The following is a 26,497-nucleotide window of genomic DNA, read 5'->3' as shown; positions in this document are numbered from 1 at the left end:
AAGGGGCGCTTAGCAAAGGGGTGGCGAGGGGGCCAGAGCTAAGTTCAGGCGGCGTGTTTTTCGGCCGGGGGCGGGGTCTTGGGCTTGTAACGGCACAGATCGGCCACCACGCAGCGCCAACATTCGGGCCGGCGCGCCTTGCAGACATAACGGCCGTGCAGGATCAGAAGATGGTGCGCGATGTTGCGCCAGGGCGCCGGCGTCTCCTTCTCCAGCTTCTTTTCCACCGCGTTCACATTCTTGCCGGGCGCGAGGCCGGTGCGGTTGGCGACGCGGAAGACATGGGTGTCGACCGGGAAGGTCTCGGCGCCATGGGCGACGTTGAGCACGACATTGGCGGTCTTGCGCCCGACGCCGGGCAAGGCCTGCAGCGCATCGCGATCGACCGGCACCCGGCCGCCATGCTCCGCGATCAGCGTGCGGGACAAAGCGATGACGTTCTTCGCCTTGGTGTTGAACAGGCCGATCGTGCGGATGTGGCGCTTCAGCCCCTCCTCGCCGAGCGCGACCATCTGTTCGGGCGTGGTGACGGCGGCGAAGAGATCGCGGGTGGCGCGGTTCACGCCCGCGTCCGTCGCCTGGGCGGAGAGCACGACGGCGACGAGCAGGGTGTAATCGTTCACATATTCGAGCTCGGTCACCGGATCGGGCGTCCGCTCGTCCAGCCGGCGGTAGAATAAGGCGATGTCGGCCTTCTTCACTTCAGTTTGTCCAGCGCGGCGGCGAGCCGCTCCAGCCCGCCCTGAACGATCCCGGTCGGCTGGCCGAAGCCCAGGCGGAAATGGTCGGGCGCGCCGAAGAAGCGGCCCGGCACGATCGCCGCGTCCCGGGTCCGCAGCCGGTCGTTCAGCGCATCGACATCGCCGCGCACGAGGCGCGGGAAGCAGGTGATGCCCTGCGTGACCGGTGCGCATTCCAGGTCGTCCCGCGTGGCGAGGAAATCGCTCACCAGGTGGCGGTTGCGCGCCAGCAATTCGTTCACGCCGGCCGACACCTCGTCCAGCTGCTCCAGCGCGATGCGGGACAGGCATTCGGTGGCATGGGCCTGGGCCACGCCGAACAGCTCGTTCACCCGCCAGATCCGTTCGGCCAGCTCCGGCGCGGCGAGAATCCAGCCGCAGCGCAGGCCGCTGAGCCCGTAGCATTTGGTGAGGCTACCCGTGGCGATGAAGCGCTCGCCGAGCAAGGCGGCGCTGCGCGGGCGCGGCAGGCCGGCATCGCGATAGACCTCGTCCACCAGCACATAAGCGCCCACCCGCGCCGCCATCTCGCCGATTGCGCGCAGAACCTCCTCGCCGACGAGGTTTCCGGTGGGATTGTGGAGATTGGTGAGGAGGATGAGGCGGGTGCGCGAGGTGATCGCGGTGGCGAGCGCGTCGAGGTCGATGGCGAAATCCGGCGCCCGCCGCTGGAACGGGCGGATGACGGCGCCGACATGGCGGGCGGCGGCGATCATCGGCTCGTAGACCGGGCTTTCCGCCGCAACCTCGTCGCCGGGCGACAACAGGGTCGACAGCGCCAGCATGTTGGCCATCGAGGTGCCGTCCGCCATCACCACCATGTCCGGCGTGACGCCGCATGTGCGGGCGATGGCCGCGCGCAGCGGCGGATCGCGGTAGCGGCTGGCGCCGTCCAGCTCGAGAGCGGCGATGTCGATGCCGAAACGGTCCATCCGCACATGCGGCACTTCGCTGGAGCCGAGATTGTAGCGCACCGGCGGACGGTTCTTCGCCCAGTACATGTAGTCGGACGCCATCGCCTTCATGCGCCGCGCCCCTGCCGCCGCAACCAGAACAAGCAGGCCGGCACCCCGGCGAGCAGGATCAGGAAGCCGACCGCGCTGTTCGCCGGATGGTTCCAGATCGTGCCCGTCACCGTGATCGCGCAGGCGAGGATGAAGAAGAGCGTGGTCCAGGGATGGCCGGGCACCTGGAAGGACGGCGTTTCGGGATCGCGGCGGCGATAGACGAACAGGGCCGCGCCGGTCAGCGCGAACCAGATGAAGTCCACCGACACGACATAGCTCAATATCTGGCCGAACGTGCCGGTCAGCGCGATGACGATCGCCGTCGCGCCCTGGAGGAGGATGGCGACGATCGGGGCGTGCGTGCGCGGGCTCACCGTGGCGACGGCCGGGAAGAAGAGCTTGTCCTGCGCCATCGCGAAATAGACGCGCGGCGTGGTCAGCATGCCCTGGCTGAGGAAGCCCAACGCCGAGATGGCGATGCCGAGCGCGATCAGGGTGGCGCCGGTGTCGCCCAGCGCGCCGCGCATCACACTGGTCGCGGGCGTGGCGCTTTCGGCCAGGCCCTGCGGACCCAGCACATGGACGAAGGTGAAGGCGACCAGCGCGTAGAGCGTCACCACCCCGATCACGCCGAACAGCAGGGCGCGGGGCAGGTCGCGCGCCGGATCGCGCATTTCGCCCGCAACGAAGCCGGAGGTCTGCCAGCCGCCATAAGCGAACATGACCGGCGTCAGCGCGGCGGCGAGCGCGGCCATCGTGCCGAGCGTCGGCAGCGGCGCGGCGGGCGCGGGCGGCGGCGCGCCGGCGAAGACCGGGGCCAACGCGATGCCGCACAGGACCAGGGCCATGAGCGCGAGGATCTTGATGACCATCAGCACGCTCTGCAGCGTGCCGCCGACGCGCACGCCCAGGCAGTTGATCGCGGTCAGCAGCGCGAGCGTCACGACCGCCACGGCGCTTTCGCTCATCGGCAGCGGGGCGACGTCGAGGAAGTAGCGCGCGAAGGTGATCGCCACCGCCGCCATGCCGCCGGATTGGATCACCAGCAGCAGCGACCAGCCATAGAGGAAGGCCGGCATCGGCCCCCAGGCGTCGCGCAAATAGGCATATTGGCCGCCCACCTGCGGCCGCCGCGCGGCCAGTTCGGCATAGACGAAGGCGCCGGCGATCGCGACCATGCCGCCGATCAGCCAGGCGCCGACGATCAGTCCGGGCGAGGTGACATGGCGGGCGACCTCGGCCGGATTGACGAAGATGCCGGCGCCGATGATGCCCCCCATGACGAGCATCGTGGCGTCGAACCGGCCGAGCCGGCGGACCAGGCGGGGCGATCCTTCGTCCGTCGCGCCGTTCACAGGCCGAGCACGTCCGCCATCGTGTAAAGGCCGGGCGGCTGGTCCTTCAGCCAGAACGCGGCCTTGACCGCGCCGCGCGCGAAGATGGCCCGGCTCTCGGCGCGATGCCCGATCTCGATCCGCTCGCGTTCGGTGGCGAAGATGACTTGATGATCGCCCGGGACCGAACCGCCGCGCAGCGAGGCGAAGCCGATATCGCCAGGCGTGCGCGGCCCCGCCATGCCGTCGCGGCCCCGCTCGGCCACCGCGCCGAGATCGACGCCGCGCCCGGCGGCGGCGGCCTCGCCCAGCAACAGCGCGGTGCCGGAAGGCGCGTCGATCTTGTGGCGGTGGTGCATCTCGACGATCTCGATGTCCCAATCCTCGCCCAGCCGCGCCGCCGCCTCGCGCACGAGATGGGAGAGGAGCGCGATGCCCTGCGACATATTGGCTGAATGCAGCACCGGAACCTGCTTGGCCGCGCGCGCGATCAAGGCTTGGTGGACCGGCCCCAACCCCGTCGTGCCGATCACGATCGGGGCGTTTGCCGCCACCGCCGCATCGAGATTGGCGGACAGCGCGTCGGTGGTCGAAAAATCGATCAGCGCGTCGCTCTCGCGCGCCAGCGCCGCCGCGTCGTCGCCCCGGCCGGCGCCGCCGGCGAGGCTGGCGTCCCGATGCGCGTCGATGGCGGAGGCAATAGCGATGCCCATGCGCCCGCCGGCGCCGATGATTCCGATGCGCGTCATGTTGCTCCCACCGACGAGTCGGCGGCTTTCATGGGCTTGCCGCGCGCGCGCCGCAAGACCGCTTGCGCGGAACGTCCACGCGTGGACCGCGTTGGGACGCGAGTCGCAGTTCAGGGAGGCTTTATGGCCGAGCGTGAGAAGGAAGTGATCGTCACCAGCGATGGCGGCGGCAGCGGTGGCCTGATCGTCGTGGTGCTGCTGTTGCTGGCGGTGATCGTCGGGCTGTTTTTTATGTTCGGCAGCAATCTGATGGGCGATGGCAAGACCGACATCAACGCCGACGTGAAGATCGAAACGCCCGCCGCTCCGGCCCCGTCCAACTGAGCTAGCGATTCGCCCGTAGATGCGCGAGCCAGCGCTCGCGCGCCCAGCGGTCGATCACGTCATCGGCGCTCGCCCGTAACGCGCTTTGCGGCGGCAGCTCGGCATAGGGCGTCCAGCGGCCGTCCGATCCCTGCACCGCCTCGCGATACAGGTCGTAGACGACGCGCCGTCCGTCCGGCTCGACCAGGCCGATCGCGCCTGGCCGGTCGAGCGTGCCGAGATACTGGAACACGCCGTCATTCGCTGGGGCGGCCACCACCGCGCCGGCCGCGCGCAGCAGGATCGCGCGCATGTCGGCTAGCCCGATCGGGCCGGCGAAGCGGATGCCGGGATCGCTGAGGACGAAGGGGATGCGCGTCTGTTCGTCGTTGAGCGTGTGGCCGTGGCCCAGGAAGCCGTCGTCGAACAGCGATTCGCCATGATCGGCGGTGACGACGATGAGTGTGTCCTCCAGCACGCCGAGGCCGCGCAGCCGTTCGATCAGCTCGCCGATCAGCCGGTCGTTATAGGCCACCGCGTTCCAGTAGGTCCGCTCCAGCCGGTCGCGATTGGCGGCGTCGATCTCGCGGCGGGGCAGGGGCTCCCCGGGCAGGATGCGGTCCATGCCCGGCCAGGCATAGGGGAAGTGCGCGGACTGGAGATTCACATAGAGGAACCAGGGCCGGTCCCATGCACGCCGCTCGCCGAGCCGGACATCGAATTCGCGCAGCAGCACGCGCCCGTCGATGGTGAGCGAGCCTTGCGCGGCGAAGACCGAGGCGCGCTCTTCGCGGTGCGTGGTCGCATCGACGAACAGGTCGCCGCGCCGCATGCCGACCCGCTCGGCCGTGCCGCCGAAATCCTCGGCCTGACCGGACAGCACGCCGACCCGATAGCCGTTGGCGAGGAAGGCGTTCACCAGCGAATGGCGCCCGTCCGCCGGTGCCAGCTCGCCGGTGAACAGGCTGTGCAGCGACTGGGTGGTGAAGCCGACATGGCTGTAGGCGGCCGGCGCGGCACTGCCCGTGCGGGCCAGCGCTTCGAGATTGGGTGCGACCGCAATGCCGTCGATCCGCTTGCCGAGCGCGTCCGCGCGGGTGCTTTCCAGCACGATCAGGATCACGTTGCGCTTGCGCCCCGCGATGACCGGCGCGCGCTCGGCTGGCAGTCCGCCGGAGAAGGTGAAATCGCCGCCCAGCCCGTCCTCGTCGATGCCGTTGTTCGGGATATCGAGCGCATAGGGATGGCGCGCGGAGTCGAAGGGCTGGCGGTCGATCGGGTGGGAATAGAGGCTCCAGCCGTCCCGATCGAAATCGGTGGCCTCGTGCAGGATCGCGCCGAAGAGCTGGACGGCGTTGAACCGGCTGAGCGCCGAGCGGGCGTCGTCCACCCGATTGGCGGCGAAGAGCAACAACGCGACGGCGAGGAAGGCGGCGATCCCGCCCCGCCAGCCAAAGCGGTAATGGTCCGGCAACGGCGGCGCGCCCCGCCAGCGCCGGCGCAGCGCCCACCAGCCCAGCGCATAGAGGCAGGCCGCGCCCAAAGCGGCGATGGCGATCAGGCCCGCTTCGCTCAGCGTGTAGAGCAGCGCGTCGACGAGGCTGCCGCCGCCCAGATTGCGGACGATCTGCAGGCTCATCGCGTCGCTGAAATAAGCGAGCGCCTGAAATTTCGCGACCGTCAGCCCGATCGCGCCGCCGCCGATCCAGAAGGCGAAGTTGAAGTGGAAGAGCGGGCTGTCGCCCTGCCGCCCGTGCAGCCGCCTCACGAGACGGTAGAGCAGAACGAAGAGCAGGATCTGGCAGGCGAGCAGGGCGGCGAGGAAGGCGCCGGTCTCCAGCGGCGCGTCGAGCGCGCGGGACTGGCCGAAGCCGCCGCCGAACAGGCCGTATTTGCGCTCGGCCAGCGCCAGCTCGACGATCAGCGTGACGAGGATCGTCGCCGGCAGCGTGAGTCGCGCGGCGCGCGTCCATGCGGAGCGCGCCGCGGCTGACGCGCGAGGGAAGATGGTGTCGAAACGCATCCGGCGAGACTAGCGCGCGGGCCTTAAAAGAGGGTTTGCGGCCGGCGCCGGCATGCATGGCTAACAGCCTTTTAACGATTTCGCGGCAAAGCGAGGGCATGACGCCGTCCGCCGCCCTGGATCAAGCCTGGCGCGCCAGCCACTATGCAGCGGTGCATTGCACGCTGACACGCTTCCTCGATTCGGATGCGCGGCATCTCCCGGCGGGCACGGACGGCGCGATCGGCCGCGCCCAGCTCCATTTCGCGCGGGAAGGCGATCGGGCGGCGCTCGGCCGGCTGGAGGCGATCTCGATCGCCGTCTTCCGCCTGCGCCAGTCGCTGCTCGCCCGCACCGAAGCCGAATTCCGCGCCGCCGAGCGCGAACTGGCCGGGCTGGCCCGCGACTGGTTCCTGGAAGCGCCGATGTTCCCCGCGGAGGCGGTAACGGTCCGCCGCGCCGCCTGACGACCTTCTCAGACGGCCGGATTTCCCGCTAAGGCCGCTGCATGGCCGACATAAGCAACATCGTCATCCTCACCGGCGCCGGCATTTCCGCCGAAAGCGGCCTCGCGACCTTTCGCGGGCCGGACGGGCTGTGGGAGGGGCATCGGGTGGAGGATGTGGCGACGCCCGAGGCGTTCGCGCGCGATCCCGTGCTGGTGCAGCGTTTCTACGATGCGCGGCGGGCGAACCTGAAGAGTGTCGAGCCCAATGCGGCGCACCGGGCGCTGGCGCGGCTGGACGCGGAATGGCCCGGCGACTTGCTGATCGTCACCCAGAATGTCGACGATCTGCACGAACGGGGCGGGGCGAAGCGGGTGCTGCACATGCATGGCGAATTGCGCTCCGCCTGGTGCCTGGCCTGTAACGGCCGCGCGCGCTGGGAGGAGGGGCTGGGCGACCATCCGGCCTGTCCCGGCTGCGGCGCGGCGGGCCATATGCGGCCCGACATCGTCTGGTTCGGCGAGATGCCCTATGAGATGGAGCGGATCGACCGGGCGCTGATGGACGCCGACCTGTTCGTCTCGATCGGCACGTCCGGCAACGTCTATCCCGCCGCCGGCTATGTCCAGACCGCGCGTTACGTGGGTGCGCAAACGCTGGAGATGAACCTGGAGCCGAGCCTGGGCAGCTCTCATTTCCATGAGAGCCGGACGGGCCCGGCGGGCGTGCTGGTGCCGGAATGGGTGGAGGAGATGCTGAAATGATCGAGGGGAGCTGCCATTGCGGAGCGATCCGCCTGACCGTGCCGAAGCCGCCGGAGGATCTCGGCAGCTGCAATTGCTCGATCTGCCGCCGCACCGGCGGGCTCTGGGGCTATTACCGGCCGGACGAGGTGGACGTCCGCGATTCCGAAACGCGCCTCGTCGGCTATGTCCAGGGCGACGAGGCCCTCACCACCTGGCATTGCGGCACTTGCGGCTGCACCACACACTGGTCCCCTCGCGATCCCACCTATGAGCGGATGGGCGTCAATCTCCGGATGTTCGATCCTGACGTGTGGGAGAAGCTGCCGCGACGGCTCATCGACGGCGCGAGCTGGTAGGCGCTGAGCTTATCTAAATCGTCATTCCCGCGAACGCGGGAATCCAGCTTTTCCTAGAGGCCGATGAGATGATCGTAGAGATCGTCCCAGTTCGGATTTCCCTCCTCAATCAGTTCGATCTTCCATTCGCGCCGCCATTTCTTCAAAGCCTTTTCCCGCGCGATGGCTTCTTCGATCGTGGGATATTCCTCGGCGTAAACAAGCCGGGTGACGCCGTATTGCGCGGCGAATTGCGAGCCCTTGCCGGCGCGGTGCTGCCCTATGCGTCGGGGGAGGATCGCAGTGACGCCCGTATAGATCGTGCCGCGATAGCGGTTGGCGAGGAAATAAACCCAGCCGCCTTTCATAAGCTTAGCTGGATTCCCGCGTTCGCGGGAATGACGGGAGAAATGTAGTCATCACTCCACCCAATCCAGCCCGATCTCCTGATACAGCCCGCGATCCTCTTCCCATCTCGGGTTCACCTTCACATGGAGGAAGAGGTGGACCTTGCGGCCGAACGCGGTGGCGAGCTCCTGGCGGGCGGCGGCGCCGATCGCCTTGATGCGGGCGCCGCCCTTGCCCAGCACGATCGCCTTCTGGCTGTCGCGGCCGACCAGGATCTGCTGGTGGATGACGACGGAGCCGTCCTTGCGCTCCTCATATTTCTCGGTCTCGATCGCGCTCGCATAAGGCAGCTCGTTGTGGAGCTGGAGATAGAGCTGCTCGCGGGTGATCTCGGCCGCCATCATCCGGTCGGTGGCGTCGGACACCTGGTCCTCCGGGAAATGCCACGGCCCTTCCGGCATGCGCGCCGCCAGCGTCGTCTTCAGGTCTGCCACGCCGTCGCCGGTCGCGGCGGAGATCATGAAAATCTCTTCGAACGATCCGCGCCCGTCGAACTGGGTGACGAGGGTGAGCAGCTCCTCCTTCTTCACCAGATCGACCTTGTTGAGGATCAGGATCTTGGGCTCGCGCCGGTCCTTCAGCACATCGAGCAATTCGGTGACGCCGCGCTTCAGTCCGGCGCCGGCATCGACGACGAGGGCGATCAGGTCGGCGTCCTGCGCGCTGCCCCAGGCGGCGGCGACCATCGCCCGGTCGAGCCTGCGCTTGGGCTCGAAGATGCCGGGCGTGTCGAGCAGCATGACCTGCGCCTCGCCCAGAATCGCGATGCCCATCAGGCGCACGCGCGTCGTCTGCGCCTTGGGCGTCACGATCGCGACCTTCTGGCCGACCAAAGCGTTGACCAAGGTGGACTTGCCCGCATTGGGCGCGCCGACGACGGCGACGAAGCCGCAGCGGGTGGTCATTTCAGCTCTCCCAGCAGCGCCTTGGCGGCCTCGGTCTCGGCTTCCTGCTTGGAGAGGCCCGTGCCCGTGGCCTCGCCCACGCCGTTCACGCTGACCGAGACGGTGAAGCGCCGGGCATGGTCCGGCCCGCTGGTGTCGACGACCCGATATTCGGGCGGGCGTCGCTTGTGGGCGGCGGTCCATTCCTGCAGCGCGGCCTTGGGATGCTTGGGCGGCGCGGCGAGGCGGGTGACCCTGTCCTGCCAGGCGGCGCGCACGAAGCTCTGCGCGGCCTCCAGCCCGGCGTCGAGATAGAGCGCGCCGATCAGCGCCTCGACGATGTCGCCGAGCACATTGTCGCTCTTGAACACGCCGTCGTCGATCGCCTGCTTGCCGAGGCGCAGGCGGGAGGCGACGCCGATCTCCCGTGCGATCTCGGCGCAGACCTCGCGGGTGACGAGCGCGTTGAGCCGGTGCGACAGCTTGCCCTCCGGCTCGTCCGGATAGCTTTCGTAGAGCCAGCGCGCGACGACGAGGCCGAGCACCCGGTCGCCGAGAAACTCCAGCCGCTCGTAATCCGGGCCGCCATGGCTGCCATGGGTCAACGCGCGTTCGAACAGCGCAAGATCGTTCGGGCGGTGGCCGGTGGCCTGAGCGATCCACTCGGCAAGACCCTGCGTCACCAGGTCTCTCCCATCCGGTCCCAGCGGGCGGCGCTGAACCAGGTCCAGGGCTTGACCCACTCGGCCGATCCGTCCGTCGACCAGAAGGCGATCAGCGTGCGGCCGAGCAGATTGTCGAGCGGCAGCAGGCCGACGCCGCCATCCTCGACGGAGAAACGGCTGTCGAGGCTGTCGTCGCGATTGTCGCCCATCACGAAGAGGTGGCCCTCCGGCACGACGACTGGCGCGATATTGTCGCCGGGGCCGGATTCGGTCTGGTCCAGCACGTCATAGCTGCGTCCGCCCGGCAGCGTCTCGCGGAAGCGGGCATAGGCGCAGACCGATGCGCCGTCGTCTGCGTCGATCCGCCGCGCGCCTTCACGGGTCACGGCGCGGCACGGGCTGTTGGGGGTGATCGGCATCGCGAAATCGGCGATGCGCTGGCGCGGCAGCGGCGCGCCATTCAGAATGACCACCCCGCGCCGCACCTCGATCGTGTCGCCGGGCAGGCCGATCACCCGTTTCACATAATCCTCTTCCTCCGGCCCTGGATAGCGGAAGACGACAATGTCGCCGCGCGCCGGCAGCCGGCCGAGGAACCGTCCCTCGAACCCGCCAAGGCCGAACGGCATGGCGTAGCGCGAATAGCCGTAGGACCATTTGGAGACGAAGAGGTGATCGCCGATCACCAGGCTGGGCAGCATCGACCCCGACGGGATGCTGAACGGCGCGACGACGAAGCTGCGCAGGACGATTGCGGCGAGGAAGAGTAGCAGGAAGAAGCGCAAAGTGTCCCACCAGCTTTCCGCCTTTTTCGCGGGCGGCGCGGCGTCGGCTTCGGCCGGGCGGGGAACGGGGACGTTCATCGCGCCGCTTTCGCTTGGGGGCGGCGGGCGGTCAAGCGTCAGAAGCAGGCGGCGATGAAACCTGCCAGCCAGATCGGGGTGGCCTGGCTCTGCCACATGGCGAGCCCGGCGATCGCGACCGGGGCCAGCGCGAGCGGGGCTATCCAGGGCAATGCGCGCTTCATGCCGGCTGCACCCGGCGCGCCGGCGCGTCGCGCACCGGCAGGTGAATGAGCGCGGCGAAGACGGCGAGCGCGATCGAGGCGCCCCAGGCCCAGTCGTATGTGCCGCTGCGGTCGAAATAATAGCCGGCGAGCCAGGCGCCGAAGAAGCTGCCGACCTGATGGCTGAGGAACACGATGCCGTAGAGCGTCGAAAGATAGCGCGTGCCGAACATCGTGCCGACCAGCCCGCTGGTCAGCGGCACGGTGCCAAGCCACAGGAAGCCCATCGCCCCGGCGAAGGCGAGTGCGGTGGCCGGGGTGAGAGGCAGCAGCAGGAAGATGACGATCACCACGCCGCGCGCGGCATAAAGCGCGCTCAGCACATAATTCTTGCGCCAGTAATCGCCGGACAGGCCGAACAGGTAGGAACCGAAGATGTTGAACAGGCCGACCAAAGCCAGGGCCGTCGCGCCGACGGCGAGGCCCAATCCCTTGTCGTCGAGATAGGCCGGGAAATGGGTGGCGATGAAGGCGACGTGAAAGCCGCAGACGAAGAAGCCGAGATTGAGCAGCCAGTAGCGCGGATAGGCGGCGGCTTCGCCCAGCGCCTCGCGCAGCGACTGGCGCGGCCCTTCCTCCGTGCCGTTCGCCGGCTTGCCCGCCACGCCGATCGCCAGCACCGCGCAGACCGCGACCATTCCTGCGAGCACGATGAGGGCGAGCCGGTAGCCGAGATCGGAGAGCAGCATCTGCGCGGCGGGGACGACGAGGAACTGGCCGAGCGAGCCGCCCGCCGTGACGATGCCGAAGGCGAGGCCGCGCCGCTCCGGCGGCACCACCCGGCCGACCGCGCCGAGCACGATCACAAAGGTGGTCGCGGCCAGCCCGATTCCGACCAGGAAGCCGAGCGTCAGGTGCAGCCCCAGCGCGCTCCCCACCCAGGCCGCGCCGATCAGGCCGATAATGTAGATGATCGTGCCGCCCAGCACGACGCGTCCCGCGCCGTAACGGTCGCCCAATGCGCCGATGAAGGGCTGGGCGAGGCCGAAGACGAGGTTGGAGATGGCGATGGCGAGCCCGAAACTCTCCCGTCCGATGCCGAGCGAGACGCTCATCTGCGGCATGAACAGCCCGAACGCCTGCCGCACGCCCATCGCCAGCGTGACGATGAAGGCCGCGCAGGCGATGACGATCCAGGGTTTTTTCATGGTCACGCGCGCAATTCCTCGACCCGGTCGAGAATCGCGAACAGGGCGACGCGCTCTTCGCCCAGCGCTTCGTCGATCCGTGCTTCGGCGTCCCGCCAGTGCGGCTCGGCGGCGGCGATGACCGATCGCGCCTTGTCGGTGATATCGATCAGCCGCGCGCGGCGATCCGGGCCGGCGGCGGACGCGATATAGCCCGCCTCTTCGAGCGGCCGCAGCGTGCGATTGAGCGTCGAACGATCATAGCAGGTCGCTTCCCCGAACGCGGTCAGCGAGCAGGGGCCGGTGCGGGCGAGGCTGCGCAGCAGCGCGAATTGCGCGACGGACAGGCCGGACGGCGCGAGGGCCGCGTCGTAGAGCGACGTCACGATCCGCGCAGACCGGCGCAGCTTCGAGCATGCGCAGTGGGTTTCGAGCATTTACGTGCATATGCACGTATTTATTCGTGGGTCAATTGCCGTCCCCACGTCATCCCGGCCCTCGCCGGGCCGACGGACTCGAGCGCGCCACGCGATGAGGGCTTGCTAGGCAATCCGGGCGCGGCCCCCTAGATAGGCCCGATGACCGACACGCAATGGACCGCGCTCGCGGAACTGCCCCGGCGCCGGCTCGCCGACCTGTTCGCCGCCGAGCCCGACCGGCTGGCGCGTCTCGCGATCGCGGAAAGCGGTGTCTTTTTCGATTTCTCCAAGACGCATCTCGACCGCGATCATCTCGACGCCTTCGTCGCGCTGGCTGAAGCGTCGGGTTTCGCCGCCCGACGCGACGCGCTGTTCGCGGGCGATCTCGCCAACCCCACCGAAGGCCGCGCCGCCGAACATCCGGCGGAGCGGGGGGAGGGCGCGCCGGACAGCGTCGCGATGGCGCGGCGCCTTCACGCCCGGATGCGCACGCTGATCGACGCGATCGAGGGCGAGGCGTTCGGGCCGGTGCGCCACATCCTCCATATCGGTATCGGCGGCTCGGCGCTGGGGCCGGAGCTGCTGGTCGATGCGCTGGGCCGGAAGGCCGGGCGCTATGACGTCGCCATCGTCTCCAACGTGGACGGCGCGGCGCTGGAACAGGCCATCGCGGATTTCGATCCGCACGCCACCCTGCTCGTCATCGCCTCCAAGACCTTCACGACGGCCGAGACGATGCTCAATGCGGAATCCGCCCTCGCCTGGATGGACGAGCATGGCGTGATCGATCCGCTCGGCCGCACGATCGCGCTCACCGCCAGCCCCGACAAGGCGATCGAATTCGGCATCGACGAAACGCGCATCCTGCCCTTTTCCGAAACGGTCGGCGGGCGCTGGTCGCTCTGGTCCTCGATCGGCTTTCCGGCGGCGCTGGCATTGGGCTGGGACGCGTTCGAGAGCCTGCTGGAGGGCGCAGCGGCGATGGACCGCCATTTCCGTCTGGCCCCGCCGGAGCGCAACGCGCCTTTGCTCGCCGCCTTCGTCGATCGCTATTACGCCAACATCGCCGGCGCCGGGACCCGCGCGGCCTTCGCCTATGACGAGCGCCTCCGCCTGCTTCCCGCCTATCTCCAGCAGCTCGAGATGGAATCCAACGGCAAGTCGGTCAGGCTGGACGGCGCGCCTGTGGGCCGCGCCACCGCCGCGATCGTCTGGGGCGGCGTCGGCACCGACGCGCAACATGCCATGTTCCAGCTTCTCCATCAGGGCACGCATCTCGTGCCGGTGGAGTTCGTCGCGTCGATCGAGCCGGGCCACCATCTCGACATGGCGCATCACCGCCAGCTCCTCGCCAACGCCTTCGCGCAGGGCGCCGCCTTGATGGCCGGGCGTGCGGCGGACGATCCCCATCGCGCCTATCCGGGCGACCGTCCCTCGACGACGATCCTGCTCGACCGGCTCGATCCCGCCACATTGGGCGCGCTGATCGCCTTTTACGAGCATCGCACCTTCGCCAATGCCGTCCTGCTCGGCATCAATCCGTTCGACCAGTTCGGCGTCGAGCTGGGCAAGGAAATGGCCAGGGCGATGGACGAGGACGAGCCGCCCGCCTTCGATCCCTCGACCGAGGCACTGATCGCGCGGGCTTTCGGAGACCAGCCAGAATGACCAGGACCTACGATTACGATCTCTTCGTTATCGGTGCCGGTTCCGGCGGCGTGCGCGCCTCGCGGGTCGCGGCCTCGCATGGAGCGCGCGTCGCGGTGGCGGAGGAGTTCCGCGTCGGCGGCACCTGCGTGATTCGCGGCTGCGTGCCCAAGAAGCTGCTCGTCTACGGCGCCCATTTCGCCGAGGATCTGCAGGATGCCGCCCGGTTCGGCTGGAAGCTTGGCAAGTGCACGTTCGACTGGCCGACGCTGCGCGACAATGTGCTGGGCGAGGTCGAGCGGCTGGAGGGCATCTATCACGACATCCTCGACCGGCACGAGGTCGAGATCGTCCCGCAGCGCGCGACCGTCACCGGCCCCAACGAAGTGACCCTGGCCGACGGCACGAAGCTCAGCGCGGGCACGATCCTGATCGCCGCCGGCGCCCATCCGGTGATCCCCGACGTGCCCGGCGCGGAGCACGGCATCACCTCGAACGAGGTGTTCCATCTGGAGAAGATGCCGAAGCGCGTGGTGATCGCCGGCGGCGGCTATATCGCCAACGAGTTCGCCGGCATCTTCCACGAATTCTCCTGCCACGTCACGATCGTCAATCGCGGCGACCGCATCCTGCGCCACTATGACGAGCAGATTCGCGACCGACTGCTCCAGATTTCGCTGACCAAGGGCATCGATTTCAAGTTCAACGCGCCGTTCGAGAAGATCGTCAGGAAGAAGGACGGCACGCTGCGCATCCATCTTTCGGGGCAGGACCCGATCGAGGCGGACCTGCTGCTCTGGGCGGTCGGCCGCGCGCCGAACACGGCGGGGCTGGGGCTGGAGGCGGCGGGCGTCGAGCTCGGCAAGAACGGCGCGGTGCTGGTGGACGAGGACAATCAGTCCTCGGTGCCGAGCATCTACGCGATCGGCGACGTGACCGACCGGGTGCAGCTCACTCCGGTCGCGATCCGCGAGGGACAGGCCTTCGCCGACACCGTGTTCGGCGACAAGCCGACCCGCGTCGATTATGCGAACATCCCGGCCGCCGTCTTCAGCCACCCGCCGATCGCCGGCGTCGGCATGACGGAGGGGGAGGCGCGCAACAAATTGGGCTCGGTGCGGACCTTCACGTCGGATTTCCGGCCGATGAAGAACGTGCTGGCCGGCCGCAACGAACGCTCGCTCTACAAGCTGATCGTCGACGAAGGCACCGACAAGGTGGTCGGCCTCCACATGATCGGCCCCGACGCTCCCGAAATCCTCCAGGCCGCCGCGATCGCCGTGAAGGCCGGCCTCACCAAGGCCCAGTTCGACGAAACGATCGCGCTCCACCCGACCATGTCGGAGGAGCTGGTGCTGATGCGCTGACGTTCAGGGCGTGCGCTCGTAACGTCCCTGCGGTGGGCCGCCGGCGGGGCCAAGGGAGATGGCGCGGGCAATCCCGTCCGATGCTTCGAAATCGAGCCGTGTCCCAGGGCTCGATTCCAGCGCGAAGCGGTCGCCGCCGAGCGGGATCAGCGCGATGCGGGGGCGGTCCTCGACCTGATAGAAAAGGCGCCCGTCCTCGGCCGTGACGCGGCGGATGCCGAACCTGCCGGCATAGGCATCGAGCCGGCGGGCGGGCGCGCGCGGCTCCAGCCGGGCCGCGACCGCCTCGGCCAGCGCGCCGCGCTGGGCGCGCTGCGGCTCCGGTCCCTCCGCCGCCAGCCGCCGCAGCGCGTGGAGCTGCGCCACGTCGAGCGCGCGCTCGACGTCGGCGGGGACGGTCGGCGCGATGCCGGTCGCTTCCCAGTCGCCGCCGGTCGCGGCCAGCACCGGGCGGCCGACCGAGACGCTGAGCACATAGCCGCCGGCAACCGGGACCAGCTCGTTGCGGAAGGCGGCGCCGGCGGTGGTCGCGCCGACCGTCTCGCCGAGGCGGAAGCCGGCGACATGGCCGGTGAATTCCTCCGCCGCCGAGGCCGAACCGCGGCTGGTCAGCACGTAGAGCGGCTTGCCGATCATCCGGCCGGCGGGGAGCTCGGCGAGCGTCGAAAGCCGGTCCGGCTCGGGCTGGCCGCCCATGTGGAATTCGACCAGCGGGCGGTCCGGCGGCAGGAAATGGCTGACGATATACTGGACCGCCGCCGGGCTGCCGCCGCCATTGTAGCGCAGGTCGATGATCACGGCGTCGCCGTCGGCCAGGAAGCGCATCGCCCGCTCCAGCGCGGCCGCGCTGTCCGGCCCCGTCCACATGAAGCTGGTATAGTTCATGTACCGGATATTGCCCGGCAAGACGCGCAGCTCGCTCACGCCGTGATTGTTCGCGCGGGCCATGCTGCGGAAGATTTCGGGGTTGGGCGGGCCGCCCTCCGGCTGGCGGCTCAGCATCGCCGCCTGCTGCGGATTGTAGCTGAATCCCAGATGCTTGTCGTTGCCAGCTTCGGCCAGGTCGGAGGAGATGCGATCGGCGAGCGTGGCCGGATCGGACACGTCGTAGCGCCCCGCTGCCAGGCCGCGCGCGAGGATCGCGTCGAGCGCCGGGCGTCGCTCGGGCAGGACATAGCGTTCGGCGAGGATCCGGCGCACCTGGGCGACGACGGCGCGCGGATCGGCCTGCGCGGCGGGTGCGGCGGGTGGCTGGCCCTGCGCGGCCATGATCGCCGGCGGCGCGATACTCGCCGCAAGACCCGTCAGCATGATCGAAAGCACCCGGCGCATAATCTCTCCTCCGATATGGCGCGCGGCCATGTCCCCGGACGCCTTATCCCTTGGGATCGGCTGCGATTTCGGGCAAAGACCGGCACGGGCTTGCCAGATTCTGGCAAATGGAAGGGGATGGGACGCCGGATGCCCGCACGGCTCGATGCGCTGGACCTGAAGCTGCTCGCCTGCCTCCAGCAGGACAATCTGCAGACCGCCGACCGGCTGGCGGAGCAGGTCGGCCGCTCACCCTCGGCGGTGGCGCGGCGGCTGCGGCGGCTGCGCGCGACCGGTGCGGTGGCGGCGGACGTGGCCCTGGTGTCGGAGACCGCCGCCGGCCATCCTTTGTCGGCGGTCGTCCACATCCAGCTCGAGCGGCACGCGCCGCAGGAAGGGGACCGGCTGCGCCGCCGCCTGGTCGCCAGCCCGCATGTCCAGCTCTGCCTCGACATTGCGGGCGCGTTCGACATCCTGCTGCTCGTCGTCGCCCGCGACATGGACGACTACAACGCCTTCGCCGACGCCACCCTCGCCGAACATCCCGCCGTTCGCCGCTTCGAAAGCATCTTCGTCAAGAAACGCGTCAAGGCGACCCTGGCGGTGCCGCTGCCGGCATGAGCATGGGCCACGCGCTGGTGTCGGGAGAGAAGGCTGACTAGGATCGGCCGAAAAAGGAGGGGGCCCTTGCGAATTTCATGGACCATGCTGGCGGGGGCGGCACTGGCCTCGGCATCCCTGGCGGCGCAAGGCGATCCCGTTCCCGAAGCGCGCTGGGAGATCGATTATGGCGATCGGCAGTGCCGTCTGTCCCGGACGACCGGCGGTGCCGATCCGGTCATTTTGAGTCTGCAACTCAGTCCGGCGAACCACCTGATCCAAATGACACTCGTCAATCCGGCATGGTCTGTGCGCAGGCGCCTGCCCGATCATGTCGAGATCGCGCTGCGGCCGGACGAGGCGCGTTTCGGGCACGCGGCTCGCGATGCGCGCGTGCCGGCGACAGGGCACCGCTTCATGCAGATCGACGAGCTGGATTTGGTCTTTCTCGATCGTCTCGCGCGATCGGCCGCGCTGTCGATCGAGGCGGGTGGGCAAACGCTCATATCGTTGCCGCTCCCCAACGCGGAGGGCGCCGTGCAGGCGCTGCGTATGTGCAACGATAATCTGCTGAGCCAATGGGGCGTGGATGTCGCCCTGTGGAACAGTCTGCGGACGCGTCCCGAGCCGATAGCGGAGCTGGTGACGATCTTCACCCCCGGCGATTACCCGTCGGCGGCATTTCATCGGGGAGTGAGTGGAGCGCTCGTCATACGCTATACTGTCGATGTTGATGGCCGGGTCAGTGCGTGCGCCGTGGCCGAATCGAGCGGCCATGCTTCGCTCGATGAAGGGACATGTCGGTTGATGCTTTCGCGCGGGCGTTTCCGACCGGCGATCGGCGCCGATGGCGAACCGGTCGCAACCCAGATGGTGATACCTGTCCGGTGGGAAATGCAATGAGGCCGTGACAACCGGACGGCGCGACCCTGTCATTCTGGTCGGGCGTTCGCACAGGGGGAGGGGCATTTCATGTCATTCGTGTCGCCTTATGCCGACGAAGCCGAAGAATATTCCGAAAGCAATTATGTCGTCCGGCACTGGCGCGGGCATTTGTCCTTGCCGATTTCCTACTGGGTGAACGGAAGCATCCTGTTCATCGTGACGGCAATGGTCGGCAATGTGATATTGCTCGCCATTTCAAACTCCTCGTCGTTGCGGGCGATCGCGATCGTCTCGGCGGTCCTGATCCTCCTGTTCGTCGTCATGCGCGTCTGGGCCGTCGTGGGCATCTGGCGCTCCGCAGGCCGGCATGTGGCGCGCGGCGGGGCGCAATTCTGGGCCACGGCGGCGCGGACCATGGTCGTCCTCGGCGTGCTGGGATCGGGGGCGCAGCTGCGCGATCTGTGGCTGCAGTTCAGCGAATTCGCCCAGCTCGCGGCGGGCAGCGATCCGATCGGCGAACCGGCGCGCCTGGCGCTGGCACGGGACGGGCGCGATCTGGTCGTCCACGGCAACATCACGCAGGGTATCGCGGGCGCGTTCCGCCAGATGGCGGCGGATGCGCCGGGCCTGGAGCGGGTCGTCCTGTCCTCGCCGGGAGGCCGCGTATTCGAGGCGGAGCGGATGGCCGAGCTGATCCGGGCGCGGGGACTGGCCACGCATGTCGATGGGGAATGTGCATCCGCCTGCACGATGCTGTTGCTGGCCGGGGTCGAGCGGACCGCCGGGCGCAATTCGGCCGTCGGTTTCCATCGCGTGGCCTTTCCCGGCACCACGCCCGCGGAGGACAATGCGTCGAACGACGAGATGACGAGATATTATCTGTCCGCGGGGCTGCCCCGGGATTTCGTGCGCCGGATCGCCGCGACCTCGGCCGACGACATGTGGGTGCCCACCGTTGCGGAGCTGGTCGGGGCGAATGTGCTGACCGACGCCCGCCACCAGGTCGAGGAGATCCTCGAACAGGCGGTTGCGGAAGTGCGGCCGACGCTGCCGAGGCGGCTCGACGACATCACGACCTTTCACGCCATTTCCGCCGCCGGCGGCACCCTCGTCTATGGCTACCGGCTCGATCTTCCCGCCAGCGCGATCGATCGGGGCTCGTTCCGGCGGGAAATGACCGCGCAGCTGAGCAGCGAAGTGTGCGGGAATCCCGGAATGGCCGAAATCGTGACCCTGGGCGGCCGCTTCACCTATTCCTACTCCGTCGGCAACGGCGCCCCGCTCGCCGATATCGAGATCGACCGTTGCGAAGTGCCCGGCCCGCTGCGCGCGCGCAGGCGGTGAGCGGCGCGTTTCGGCTGGCGGCCGGCGGGAAATCGACTATGGCGAGCCGGCGGCCGTCCGATGCGCGGCGGCAGAATGACGGATGATGCGAAGACAATTCGTGACGGATCGAACCAGCGACATTCTCATTATCGGCGCCGGACATAACGGCCTCGTCTGCGCCTTCTATCTCGCGTCGCGGGGCTTCAAGGTCACCGTCCTGGAGGCGCGCGCGGTGGTGGGCGGGGCGGCGGTGACCGAGGAATTCCATCCCGGCTTCCGCAACTCGACGGCGAGCTACACGGTCGGGCTGCTCAACCCCACGGTGATCCGCGACATGCGGCTCTACCAACATGGCCTCAAGGTCGTGCTGCGCCGACAAGACAATTTCCTGCCAACGTTCGGCCCCGATCATCTCCTCGCCGGACGCGAGGGGCTGACGAAACGCGAGATCGCGCGCCTGTCGCCCGCCGATGCCGACAATTACGATTCCTATGCTGCCGCGCTGGACGCGGTGGTCGGCGTGGTGCGGCAATGGCTGCTGCGCGCGCCGCCCAATGCCGGGGGCGGGATCGGCGACCTGCTGGCGCTCCTCAGGCTCGGCGGCGGGGTGGGGCGGCTGCCGCTCGGCGACCAGCGCCACATCATGGATTTCTTCACCAAGTCCGCCGCCGACATTCTCGGCCGCTATTTCAGCCACGATCTCGTCCAGGCTCTGTTCGGCTTCGACGCGGTGGTCGGCCATTATGCCAGCCCCCATGCGCCGGGCAGCGCCTATGTGCTGCTCCACCATGTCTTCGGCGAGGCGGCGGGGGTGGCGGGCGCCTGGGGCCACGCGATCGGCGGCATGGGCGCGATCACGCAGGCGATGGCCAGGGCCTGCGGGCAAGCGGGGGTCGAGATCGTTCTGGATGCGCCGGTCGAGGAGGTCATTGTCGAGCGCGGCAGGGCGGCGGGCGCCGTCGCGGGCGGCAAGGCGTATCGCGCCAAAGCGGTCGCGGCGGGCGTGAATCCGAAGCTGCTGTTCGATCGCCTGCTCCCCGCCGGCGCGGTGGCGCCCGAGACCGAACGCCGCATGGCCGGCTGGGCCAGCGAATCCGCGACCTTCCGGATGAATGTCGCGCTCTCCGAACTGCCGCGTTTCACCTCGAAGCCGGCGCCGGGCGATCATCTCACCGCCGGGATCATCATGGCCCCGTCGCTCGATCATATGGACCGGGCGTATCTGACCGCGCGGACGGAGGGTTATTCTAAGGAGCCGATCGTCGAGATGCTGATCCCCTCGACGCTCGACGACAGCCTCGCGCCACCGGGCGCCCATGTCGCCAGCCTGTTCTGCCAGCATTTTCCCTATGCGATCGACGGCGGCTGGGACGCGCGGCGCGACGAGGTCGCGGACCACATCATCGCTTATGTGGACCGCTACGCCCCCGGCTTCGCCGCATCCGTGGTCGGCCGCCTCGCGCTCTCGCCGCTCGATCTGGAGCGCCGCTTCGGCCTGATCGGCGGCGACATCTTCCACGGCAAGATGGGGCTGGACCAGCTCTTCTCGATGCGCCCGATGCTGGGCCATGCCGATTACCGGATGCCGCTTTCCGGCCTCTATCTGTGCGGCTCCGGCGCCCATCCCGGCGGCGGCGTCACCGGCGCGCCGGGGCACAACGCGGCGGCGGCGATCCTGAAGGACCGGCGGCGACTGGGGCTTTAGTCGATTTTGGTGTTCCCCCGCGAAGGCGGGGGTCCAGTCCGGAGTCCGCAACTGGACCCCCGCCTTCGCGGGGGAACGAACCCGTCCCATGAAGGTCATCCGGATTTAGATGATCGGATGCCGTTCCCAGTTCGCCTTGTCGGCGCGGCCGTGCAGCTTGGCGTGCAGCTTGTTCATCGTCTCGCTGCCGGTGCGCACGCACAGGAAGGGGAAGACGGCATGGATCAGGCAGGCGATGCCGCCGCCGATCATCCGCACGCCGAAATATGCGGCATGACCGAAATGCCGGCCATAGCTTTCGCCGACTTCGCGGGGATGGTGCGTGAAAGGATTATGCGCCATTTTGCTTCCTATTAGAAGATTATGGTCGTTCGAGCCGCGTCGATTGGAACAATCATAGCGCGCGTGCGCCGACACTTCCAGTGCCGAAATGAGCCGCTATATTCCCTTGACGTAAACGTAAGGGAGAATCGCGGCTATGGCCGAAGCCTATATCGTCGATGCGGTGCGCACGGCCGGCGGCAAGCGGGGCGGTGCGCTGAAGGACTGGCATCCGGCCGACATGGCCGCGCGGGTGCTCGACACGCTGGTGGCGCGCACCGGCATCGACCCTGCCGCGATCGAGGATGTCGTCATGGGCTGCGTCGGCCAGGCGGGCGAGCAGGCCTTCCATGTCGGGCGCAACGCCGTGCTCGCCTCGAAGCTTCCCCAAAGCGTCCCCGCCGTCACCATCGACCGGCAATGCGGTTCCTCGCAGCAGGCGATCCATTTCGCCGCGCAGGCGGTGATGTCGGGCACGCAGGACATGGTGATCGCCGCGGGCGTTGAATCGATGACCCGCGTGCCGATGGGCCTGCCCGTCACCCTGCCCATGCAGCACGGCATCGGCACCGGCCCGTTCCCGCAGAGCATCCGGGACCGGTTCGGCGTCGCCATGTTCAGCCAGTTCGACGGCGCCGAAATGATCGCCGAGAAATACGGCTTCGTGCGCGAGGAGCTGGACGCCTTCGCGCTGGACAGCCACCGCAAGGCGGCGCGCGCGGTCAAGGCCGGCGATTTCGCCGACGAGATCGTGCCGCTGGAGATCGACGGCGGCATCCATGTCGAAGACGAGGGCGTCCGCCACGACGCGACGCTGGAGGGCATCGCCTCGGTCAAGTTGCTGCGCGAAGGCGGCCGGATCAGCGCCGCCAACGCCTCCCAGGTCTGCGACGGGGCGAGCGGCGTGCTGATCGTCAACGAAGCCGGCCTGAAGGCGCACGGCCTCGCCCCGCTGGCGCGCATCCACAATCTCACCGTCACGGCCGGCGATCCGGTCATCATGCTGGAGGAGCCGATTCCGGCCACCGCCCGGGCGCTGGCGCGCGCCGGCTTGGCGATCGGGGATATCGACCTGTACGAGGTCAACGAGGCGTTCGCGCCCGTGCCGCTGGCCTGGCTGCGCGAGACCGGCGCGGATCCGGCGAAGCTCAACGTCAATGGCGGCGCCATCGCGCTGGGCCACCCGCTCGGCGCGTCCGGCGCCAAGCTGATGGCGACGCTCGTCCATGCCTTGAAGAACCGTGGCTTGCGCTACGGCCTTCAGACTATGTGCGAAGGCGGCGGCATCGCCAACGTGACCATCGTCGAGCGGCTATAATCCGGACATCGTTCCCCGGCGAAGGCCGGGGTCCAGCTCAAACAAGGAACGGCGCGACAGCGCCGCCTGGACTCCGGCTTTCGCCGGAGAACGAACGCTAGCTCCGCTTAAGCCTGACCAAAGCCTCGTCCAGCGCCGACAGGAAACGCGAGCGGTCGGCCTTCGCGAAGGGCGCGGGGCCCCCGCTTATCCCGTCCGCACCGGCGCGCAGGTCGGCCATGATCGCCCGGGTCGCGATCGCCCCGCCGATCGATGCGGTGGTGAAGGGCTTGCCGTTCGGCGCGATCACCGCCGCGCCCGCCTTCAGGCAGCGGTCGGCGAGCAAGATGTCGGCGGTGACGACCACCGCGCCCGTCCGCGCCTGCTCGGCGATCCAGTCGTCCGCCGCGTCGAAAGCTCCCGACACCACGACCCGCTCGATCAACGGATGCTCCGGCACCCGGATCCGCGCATTGCTGACGATCCGCACCGCCACCTCGCGCCGCCACGCCACCTTGTACACCTCGTCCTTCACCGGACAGGCATCGGCATCGACCAGGATCACGGGGGAGGGCATGGCCGGGCGCTTAGCCGCTTTGGGCGGCGCGGCTCAATGGCGGTTATGGGTGGGAGGCGGACGTTTGGTTGGATACTCGCTTTGGACGAGATTAACGTGACAGGTTTTCGACAAAATCCACAACTCCAGTTGAACAGCGCAAGGTCGTCGGCCCAAGGCGCGGCGGTAGTGGCGGTTGTATCGCCAATGAACCGTCTCCTCTTACAGGAGGAGGTGGGCTCGGAAGCAGAGGAGGCGGGTCGGATCGGTGGTCGAAATATCCTACCAAATCAACACGGCGCACATAATGCACCGAGCAGGACATGGAGCGTCCAGACGCCACAACGGTGAATGTGCAATCCTTGGTTTCAGGCTCCGCTGAATAGTTGATCAAACAGCGGGTCTGGTCAACGCGGGTCGCGGATGCGTTTCGATAGCGGGAGCACGAGTCACGGACCTGGGACTCCTCCGAACACACACGCTCAAGGACATGGCGGGCATCGTCAGCGTCACTCAAGTGCCACGGACTTTCAATGATCAAGGGCGTATCGTCTTGAGTCCTCTGACTTGAGGACGTGCTCACATGAGCAAGAAGGACGACGGCGAAGGCCTTCCACATGACTGGATTGGATCGCTCATCGCGAGCACCAAAGCAAGTTTCGCAATATGTCTGTTAAGGGTCGGTAGCGGACATCGTGCTCCCCGCTTCCAATGTAGGAAATGCTCTGTCAGGCTCGCCCGCGACTCGGGTTCAGCCCCGGCTCGCCGGTTCTTTGAAATGTTCAGCCCGATCGCCAGGACAACGACCCCGCCAAAACACCCCTCACCCTGTCAACTTTGTCAACTTAACAGATAGAGGGCTGCCCGTTCGGGAAGCGCGCTCGCGGCTCGCGACTCAGCCGTCCACCCAGCCGGTGCCGTTGGACCAGCGCGGATGTTGGCCGCTCTTGCGGCCGAAGCCGGGGCGGCGGGTGTCGCCGGCATTGGCGGCGGGCAGCTCGGGCGCGCTGGTGAAGGCGTCGAGCGCGGCATCGTCCAGCTCTTCCTCGAATTCCACGCCGGCCTGGTTGCCGGAAATCCAGGCGATCTCGCCGAACACGTCGGCCTCGCCGCGCTTCAGCATCACGTCGGTGCCGACCATCGGCAGCTCCGCGCCCTCGATGCGCGCGCCACCGGCGGAAAGGTCGCGGATGCGGACCGGATAGTCCTTCGTGACGGTGCAGAGCCGGGCCGACAGGATCATCAACTGGCGCGGCCATTGCCGGCGGCAGCCGACGCCGTTTTCGAACGCCATGTTGAGAATGCGGCTGCTGCTCACTGAAACCCCCGTAGAATTGCGATGCCGTGGTTTATGCGCCGTAAACCCTAATCCCGGGTTAAGTACGCCCCCGAAACGTCGTTCGCGCGCATGCGCGAGTCTTGCGGAGCCCAGCTCGCCCGCTCTAGGAGCGAAGGCAAAGGGAGATACGCACATGAAGCTCGATTCCTCGATCGCCGCCGTGGTCACCGGCGCGGCCTCCGGCCTCGGCGAGGCCACCGCCCGGGCACTGGCCGCCAGGGGCGTGAAGGTCGCCGTCTTCGATCGCGACGCCGACAAGGGCGGCAAGGTCGCGGCGGACATCGGCGGCATCTTCGCGCAATGCGACGTGACCTCCGATGAGGCCGTGGACGCGGCCTTCGCGGCGGCGCGCGCGGCGCACGGACAGGAACGGATCTGCGTCAATTGCGCCGGCGTCGCCAATGCGGTGAAGACGGTCGGGCGCGACAAGGAGACGGGCGCGGTGAAGCGCTATCCGATCCACCAGTTCGAGCTGGCCATCCAGATCAACCTGATCGGCACCTTCCGCGTGCTCGCCGCGTCGGCCGCCGGCATGGCCGATCTCGATCCGCTGGAGGATGGCGAGAAGGGGCTGATCGTCAACACCGCCTCGGTCGCCGCGCAGGACGGGCAGATCGGCCAGGCCGCCTACTCGGCTTCCAAGGCCGGCGTGCTCGGCATGGCGCTCCCCATCGCCCGCGACCTGATGGGCGAGGGCATCCGGGTGAACACCATCCTGCCCGGCGTGTTCGAAACGCCGATGGTGGCGATGATGCCGCAGAACGTGAAGGACGCCCTCGCCGCCCAGGTGCCCTTCCCGAAGCGTCTCGGCCAGTCCGAGGAATATGCGAGGCTCGCCATCTTCATGGCCGAGAACACCTATCTCAACGCCGAATATGTCCGCCTCGACGGCGCGATCCGGATGGCGCCGCGCTAAGTGAAGCCGCTCGCCGGCATTCGCATCGTGGAACTGGCCGGGCTCGCGCCCGCGCCCTTCGCGGCGATGATGCTGGCCGATCATGGCGCCGAAGTCGTCCGGATCGAGCGGGCCGGCTGGACCCCGCCCATCCCGCCGGACCGGGACATATTGCGGCGGGGGCGGTTGGAGATCCTGACGCTGGATCTGAAGGATACGGATGACCTCGCCCGGGTGCGGGAGCTGGCACGGGGCGCGGACGGGCTGATCGAAGGCTACCGGCCCGGCGTCATGGAACGGCTGGGGCTGGGGCCGGACGATCTGCGCGCCGACAATGCCCGGCTCGTCTATGGCCGGATGACCGGCTGGGGGCAGGAGGGGCCGCTGGCCGCAGCGGCGGGGCACGACATCAACTACATCGCGCTTGCCGGCAATCTCCACGGCTATGGCCGCGCCGACGGCCCACCGACCCCGCCCACCAATGCGGTCGGCGATTTCGGCGGCGGCGGGATGCTGCTCGCCTTCGCGATGTGCGCGGGATTGCTGCAGGCGCGCGCGACCGGGCGAGGCTGCGTGATCGATTGCGCGATGACGGACGGCGCCGCGATCCTGGCCGCGCAGACCTGGAGTCTGCTCGCCGCCGGCATGTGGCGCGATGCACGGGCCACGAACCTGCTCGACGGGGGAGCGGCGTTCTACGACAGCTACCAATGCGCGGACGGCAAATGGGTGGCGATCGGTGCGCTGGAGCCGCACTTCTTCGCCTTGCTGAAGGAAAAGCTCGGTCTCGTGGCGGGGCAGTTCGACCCCGGTCTGCGTGACGAGCTGGCCGCGACCTTCCGCACCCAGCCGCGCGACCATTGGTGCGCGCTGCTGGAGGGGACCGACGCCTGCTTCGCCCCCGTGCTCAGTCTTGCCGAAGCGCCGTCCCACCCGCACAATGCCGCGCGGGGCCTCTTCGTCGAGGCGGACAACATGGTGCAGCCCTGCCCTGCTCCCCGTTTCAAGGATCTGTGA

General features: G+C 68.3%; 28 protein-coding genes. 13 read left to right on the top strand and 15 right to left on the bottom strand.

Translation table 11 applies throughout. From position 1 onward, the window contains the following. Window positions 1–44: 44 nt before the first annotated feature. The 4 genes from nth to dapB are packed head-to-tail and all read right to left on the bottom strand — an operon-like array spanning window position 45 to window position 3,830. Entirely contained in the window at window positions 45–701 is a 657-nt protein-coding gene (gene nth, locus KF780_11045; protein MBX3562335.1) for an endonuclease III, read from the bottom strand. After that, entirely contained in the window at window positions 698–1,765 is a 1,068-nt protein-coding gene (locus KF780_11040) for an aminotransferase class I/II-fold pyridoxal phosphate-dependent enzyme (protein MBX3562334.1), read from the bottom strand. The genes nth and KF780_11040 overlap by 4 nt, the downstream gene beginning before the upstream one ends. After that, complete coding sequence (locus tag KF780_11035; protein MBX3562333.1) at window positions 1,762–3,102, bottom strand: amino acid permease; 1,341 nt, start codon at window positions 3,100–3,102, stop codon at window positions 1,762–1,764. The genes KF780_11040 and KF780_11035 overlap by 4 nt, the downstream gene beginning before the upstream one ends. Then, entirely contained in the window at window positions 3,099–3,830 is a 732-nt protein-coding gene (gene dapB, locus KF780_11030) for a 4-hydroxy-tetrahydrodipicolinate reductase (protein MBX3562332.1), read from the bottom strand. The genes KF780_11035 and dapB overlap by 4 nt, the downstream gene beginning before the upstream one ends. A gap of 123 nt (window positions 3,831–3,953) precedes the next feature. Here dapB and KF780_11025 point away from each other — a divergent pair, with 123 nt between their 5' ends. After that, a complete protein-coding gene (locus KF780_11025) occupies window positions 3,954–4,154 on the top strand; it encodes a hypothetical protein (protein MBX3562331.1) in 201 nt (66 codons plus the stop codon). Window position 4,155: 1 nt separating this feature from the next. On the opposite strand, the gene KF780_11020 is transcribed toward KF780_11025, so the two are convergent. Continuing rightward, window positions 4,156–6,156, bottom strand: a complete 2,001-nt coding sequence (locus tag KF780_11020) for a sulfatase-like hydrolase/transferase (protein ID MBX3562330.1) — start codon at window positions 6,154–6,156, stop codon at window positions 4,156–4,158. Window positions 6,157–6,254: 98 nt separating this feature from the next. Here KF780_11020 and KF780_11015 point away from each other — a divergent pair, with 98 nt between their 5' ends. Genes KF780_11015 through KF780_11005 form a run of 3 tightly spaced genes read left to right on the top strand, consistent with a single transcriptional unit; the run spans window position 6,255 to window position 7,683 of the window. Further along, window positions 6,255–6,602 (top strand): hypothetical protein, encoded by a 348-nt coding sequence (locus KF780_11015; protein ID MBX3562329.1) that lies wholly within the window; start codon window positions 6,255–6,257, stop codon window positions 6,600–6,602. 41 nt (window positions 6,603–6,643) lie between these two features. After that, entirely contained in the window at window positions 6,644–7,345 is a 702-nt protein-coding gene (locus KF780_11010; protein MBX3562328.1) for an NAD-dependent deacylase, read from the top strand. Further along, complete coding sequence (locus tag KF780_11005; protein MBX3562327.1) at window positions 7,342–7,683, top strand: GFA family protein; 342 nt, start codon at window positions 7,342–7,344, stop codon at window positions 7,681–7,683. The genes KF780_11010 and KF780_11005 overlap by 4 nt, the downstream gene beginning before the upstream one ends. A 53-nt stretch (window positions 7,684–7,736) precedes the next feature. Here the strand turns inward: KF780_11005 and KF780_11000 are convergent, their stop codons facing one another. The 6 genes from KF780_11000 to KF780_10975 all read right to left on the bottom strand — a co-directional run bounded on the left by KF780_11000 (window position 7,737) and on the right by KF780_10975 (window position 12,249). Then, a complete protein-coding gene (locus tag KF780_11000; GenBank protein ID MBX3562326.1) occupies window positions 7,737–8,030 on the bottom strand; it encodes a GIY-YIG nuclease family protein in 294 nt (97 codons plus the stop codon). Window positions 8,031–8,081: 51 nt separating this feature from the next. Beyond that, complete coding sequence (gene era, locus KF780_10995) at window positions 8,082–8,975, bottom strand: GTPase Era (protein ID MBX3562325.1); 894 nt, start codon at window positions 8,973–8,975, stop codon at window positions 8,082–8,084. Then, window positions 8,972–9,637: a ribonuclease III gene (gene rnc / locus KF780_10990; GenBank protein ID MBX3562324.1), complete on the bottom strand. Its 666-nt coding sequence runs from the start codon at window positions 9,635–9,637 to the stop codon at window positions 8,972–8,974. The genes era and rnc overlap by 4 nt, the downstream gene beginning before the upstream one ends. Further along, on the bottom strand, window positions 9,634–10,482 hold the full coding sequence (gene lepB / locus KF780_10985; protein MBX3562323.1) for a signal peptidase I: 849 nt from the start codon (window positions 10,480–10,482) through the stop codon (window positions 9,634–9,636). Before lepB ends, rnc begins: the two co-directional genes overlap by 4 nt. A 160-nt stretch (window positions 10,483–10,642) precedes the next feature. Further along, window positions 10,643–11,839: an MFS transporter gene (locus KF780_10980; GenBank protein MBX3562322.1), complete on the bottom strand. Its 1,197-nt coding sequence runs from the start codon at window positions 11,837–11,839 to the stop codon at window positions 10,643–10,645. Continuing rightward, entirely contained in the window at window positions 11,836–12,249 is a 414-nt protein-coding gene (locus KF780_10975; protein ID MBX3562321.1) for a MarR family transcriptional regulator, read from the bottom strand. Before KF780_10975 ends, KF780_10980 begins: the two co-directional genes overlap by 4 nt. A gap of 141 nt (window positions 12,250–12,390) precedes the next feature. On the opposite strand from KF780_10975, the gene pgi reads away from it, so the two are divergent. Further along, window positions 12,391–13,899, top strand: a complete 1,509-nt coding sequence (gene pgi / locus KF780_10970; GenBank protein ID MBX3562320.1) for a glucose-6-phosphate isomerase — start codon at window positions 12,391–12,393, stop codon at window positions 13,897–13,899. Then, window positions 13,896–15,245: a glutathione-disulfide reductase gene (gene gorA, locus KF780_10965; GenBank protein MBX3562319.1), complete on the top strand. Its 1,350-nt coding sequence runs from the start codon at window positions 13,896–13,898 to the stop codon at window positions 15,243–15,245. The genes pgi and gorA overlap by 4 nt, the downstream gene beginning before the upstream one ends. Window positions 15,246–15,248: 3 nt before the next feature. Here the strand turns inward: gorA and KF780_10960 are convergent, their stop codons facing one another. After that, on the bottom strand, window positions 15,249–16,577 hold the full coding sequence (locus KF780_10960; protein ID MBX3562318.1) for a S41 family peptidase: 1,329 nt from the start codon (window positions 16,575–16,577) through the stop codon (window positions 15,249–15,251). Between the two features lie 117 nt (window positions 16,578–16,694). On the opposite strand from KF780_10960, the gene KF780_10955 reads away from it, so the two are divergent. From KF780_10955 to KF780_10940, 4 genes are all read left to right on the top strand, one after another. Continuing rightward, on the top strand, window positions 16,695–17,177 hold the full coding sequence (locus KF780_10955; GenBank protein MBX3562317.1) for an Lrp/AsnC family transcriptional regulator: 483 nt from the start codon (window positions 16,695–16,697) through the stop codon (window positions 17,175–17,177). A gap of 261 nt (window positions 17,178–17,438) precedes the next feature. Then, window positions 17,439–18,059, top strand: coding sequence for an energy transducer TonB (locus tag KF780_10950; protein ID MBX3562316.1), 621 nt, complete (start codon window positions 17,439–17,441; stop codon window positions 18,057–18,059). Between the two features lie 69 nt (window positions 18,060–18,128). Next, window positions 18,129–19,385 (top strand): hypothetical protein, encoded by a 1,257-nt coding sequence (locus KF780_10945; protein ID MBX3562315.1) that lies wholly within the window; start codon window positions 18,129–18,131, stop codon window positions 19,383–19,385. An 85-nt stretch (window positions 19,386–19,470) separates the two neighbouring features. After that, entirely contained in the window at window positions 19,471–21,072 is a 1,602-nt protein-coding gene (locus KF780_10940; GenBank protein MBX3562314.1) for an NAD(P)/FAD-dependent oxidoreductase, read from the top strand. A gap of 105 nt (window positions 21,073–21,177) precedes the next feature. On the opposite strand, the gene KF780_10935 is transcribed toward KF780_10940, so the two are convergent. Continuing rightward, complete coding sequence (locus tag KF780_10935) at window positions 21,178–21,414, bottom strand: hypothetical protein (protein ID MBX3562313.1); 237 nt, start codon at window positions 21,412–21,414, stop codon at window positions 21,178–21,180. 136 nt (window positions 21,415–21,550) lie between these two features. Here KF780_10935 and KF780_10930 point away from each other — a divergent pair, with 136 nt between their 5' ends. Next, window positions 21,551–22,711 (top strand): acetyl-CoA C-acetyltransferase, encoded by a 1,161-nt coding sequence (locus tag KF780_10930; protein ID MBX3562312.1) that lies wholly within the window; start codon window positions 21,551–21,553, stop codon window positions 22,709–22,711. A gap of 97 nt (window positions 22,712–22,808) precedes the next feature. Here the strand turns inward: KF780_10930 and KF780_10925 are convergent, their stop codons facing one another. Next, the gene (locus tag KF780_10925; protein MBX3562311.1) at window positions 22,809–23,267 is read right to left on the bottom strand and encodes a YaiI/YqxD family protein; all 459 of its coding nucleotides are present in this window, start codon (window positions 23,265–23,267) and stop codon (window positions 22,809–22,811) included. An 874-nt stretch (window positions 23,268–24,141) separates the two neighbouring features. Then, complete coding sequence (locus KF780_10920; GenBank protein MBX3562310.1) at window positions 24,142–24,564, bottom strand: PilZ domain-containing protein; 423 nt, start codon at window positions 24,562–24,564, stop codon at window positions 24,142–24,144. A 154-nt stretch (window positions 24,565–24,718) separates the two neighbouring features. Between KF780_10920 and KF780_10915 the strand changes: the two genes are divergently transcribed. Together KF780_10915 and KF780_10910 are read left to right on the top strand one after the other, a co-directional pair. Next, window positions 24,719–25,501, top strand: a complete 783-nt coding sequence (locus KF780_10915; protein MBX3562309.1) for an SDR family oxidoreductase — start codon at window positions 24,719–24,721, stop codon at window positions 25,499–25,501. Next, window positions 25,502–26,497 (top strand): CoA transferase, encoded by a 996-nt coding sequence (locus KF780_10910; GenBank protein MBX3562308.1) that lies wholly within the window; start codon window positions 25,502–25,504, stop codon window positions 26,495–26,497. It begins immediately after the preceding gene.

Source organism: Sphingomonas sp. (genome assembly GCA_019635535.1).
Taxonomy (GTDB): Bacteria; Pseudomonadota; Alphaproteobacteria; order Sphingomonadales; family Sphingomonadaceae; genus Allosphingosinicella.
The sequence above is the reverse complement of the archived record's forward strand: the minus strand, read 5'-3'. Positions and strand labels throughout refer to the sequence as shown.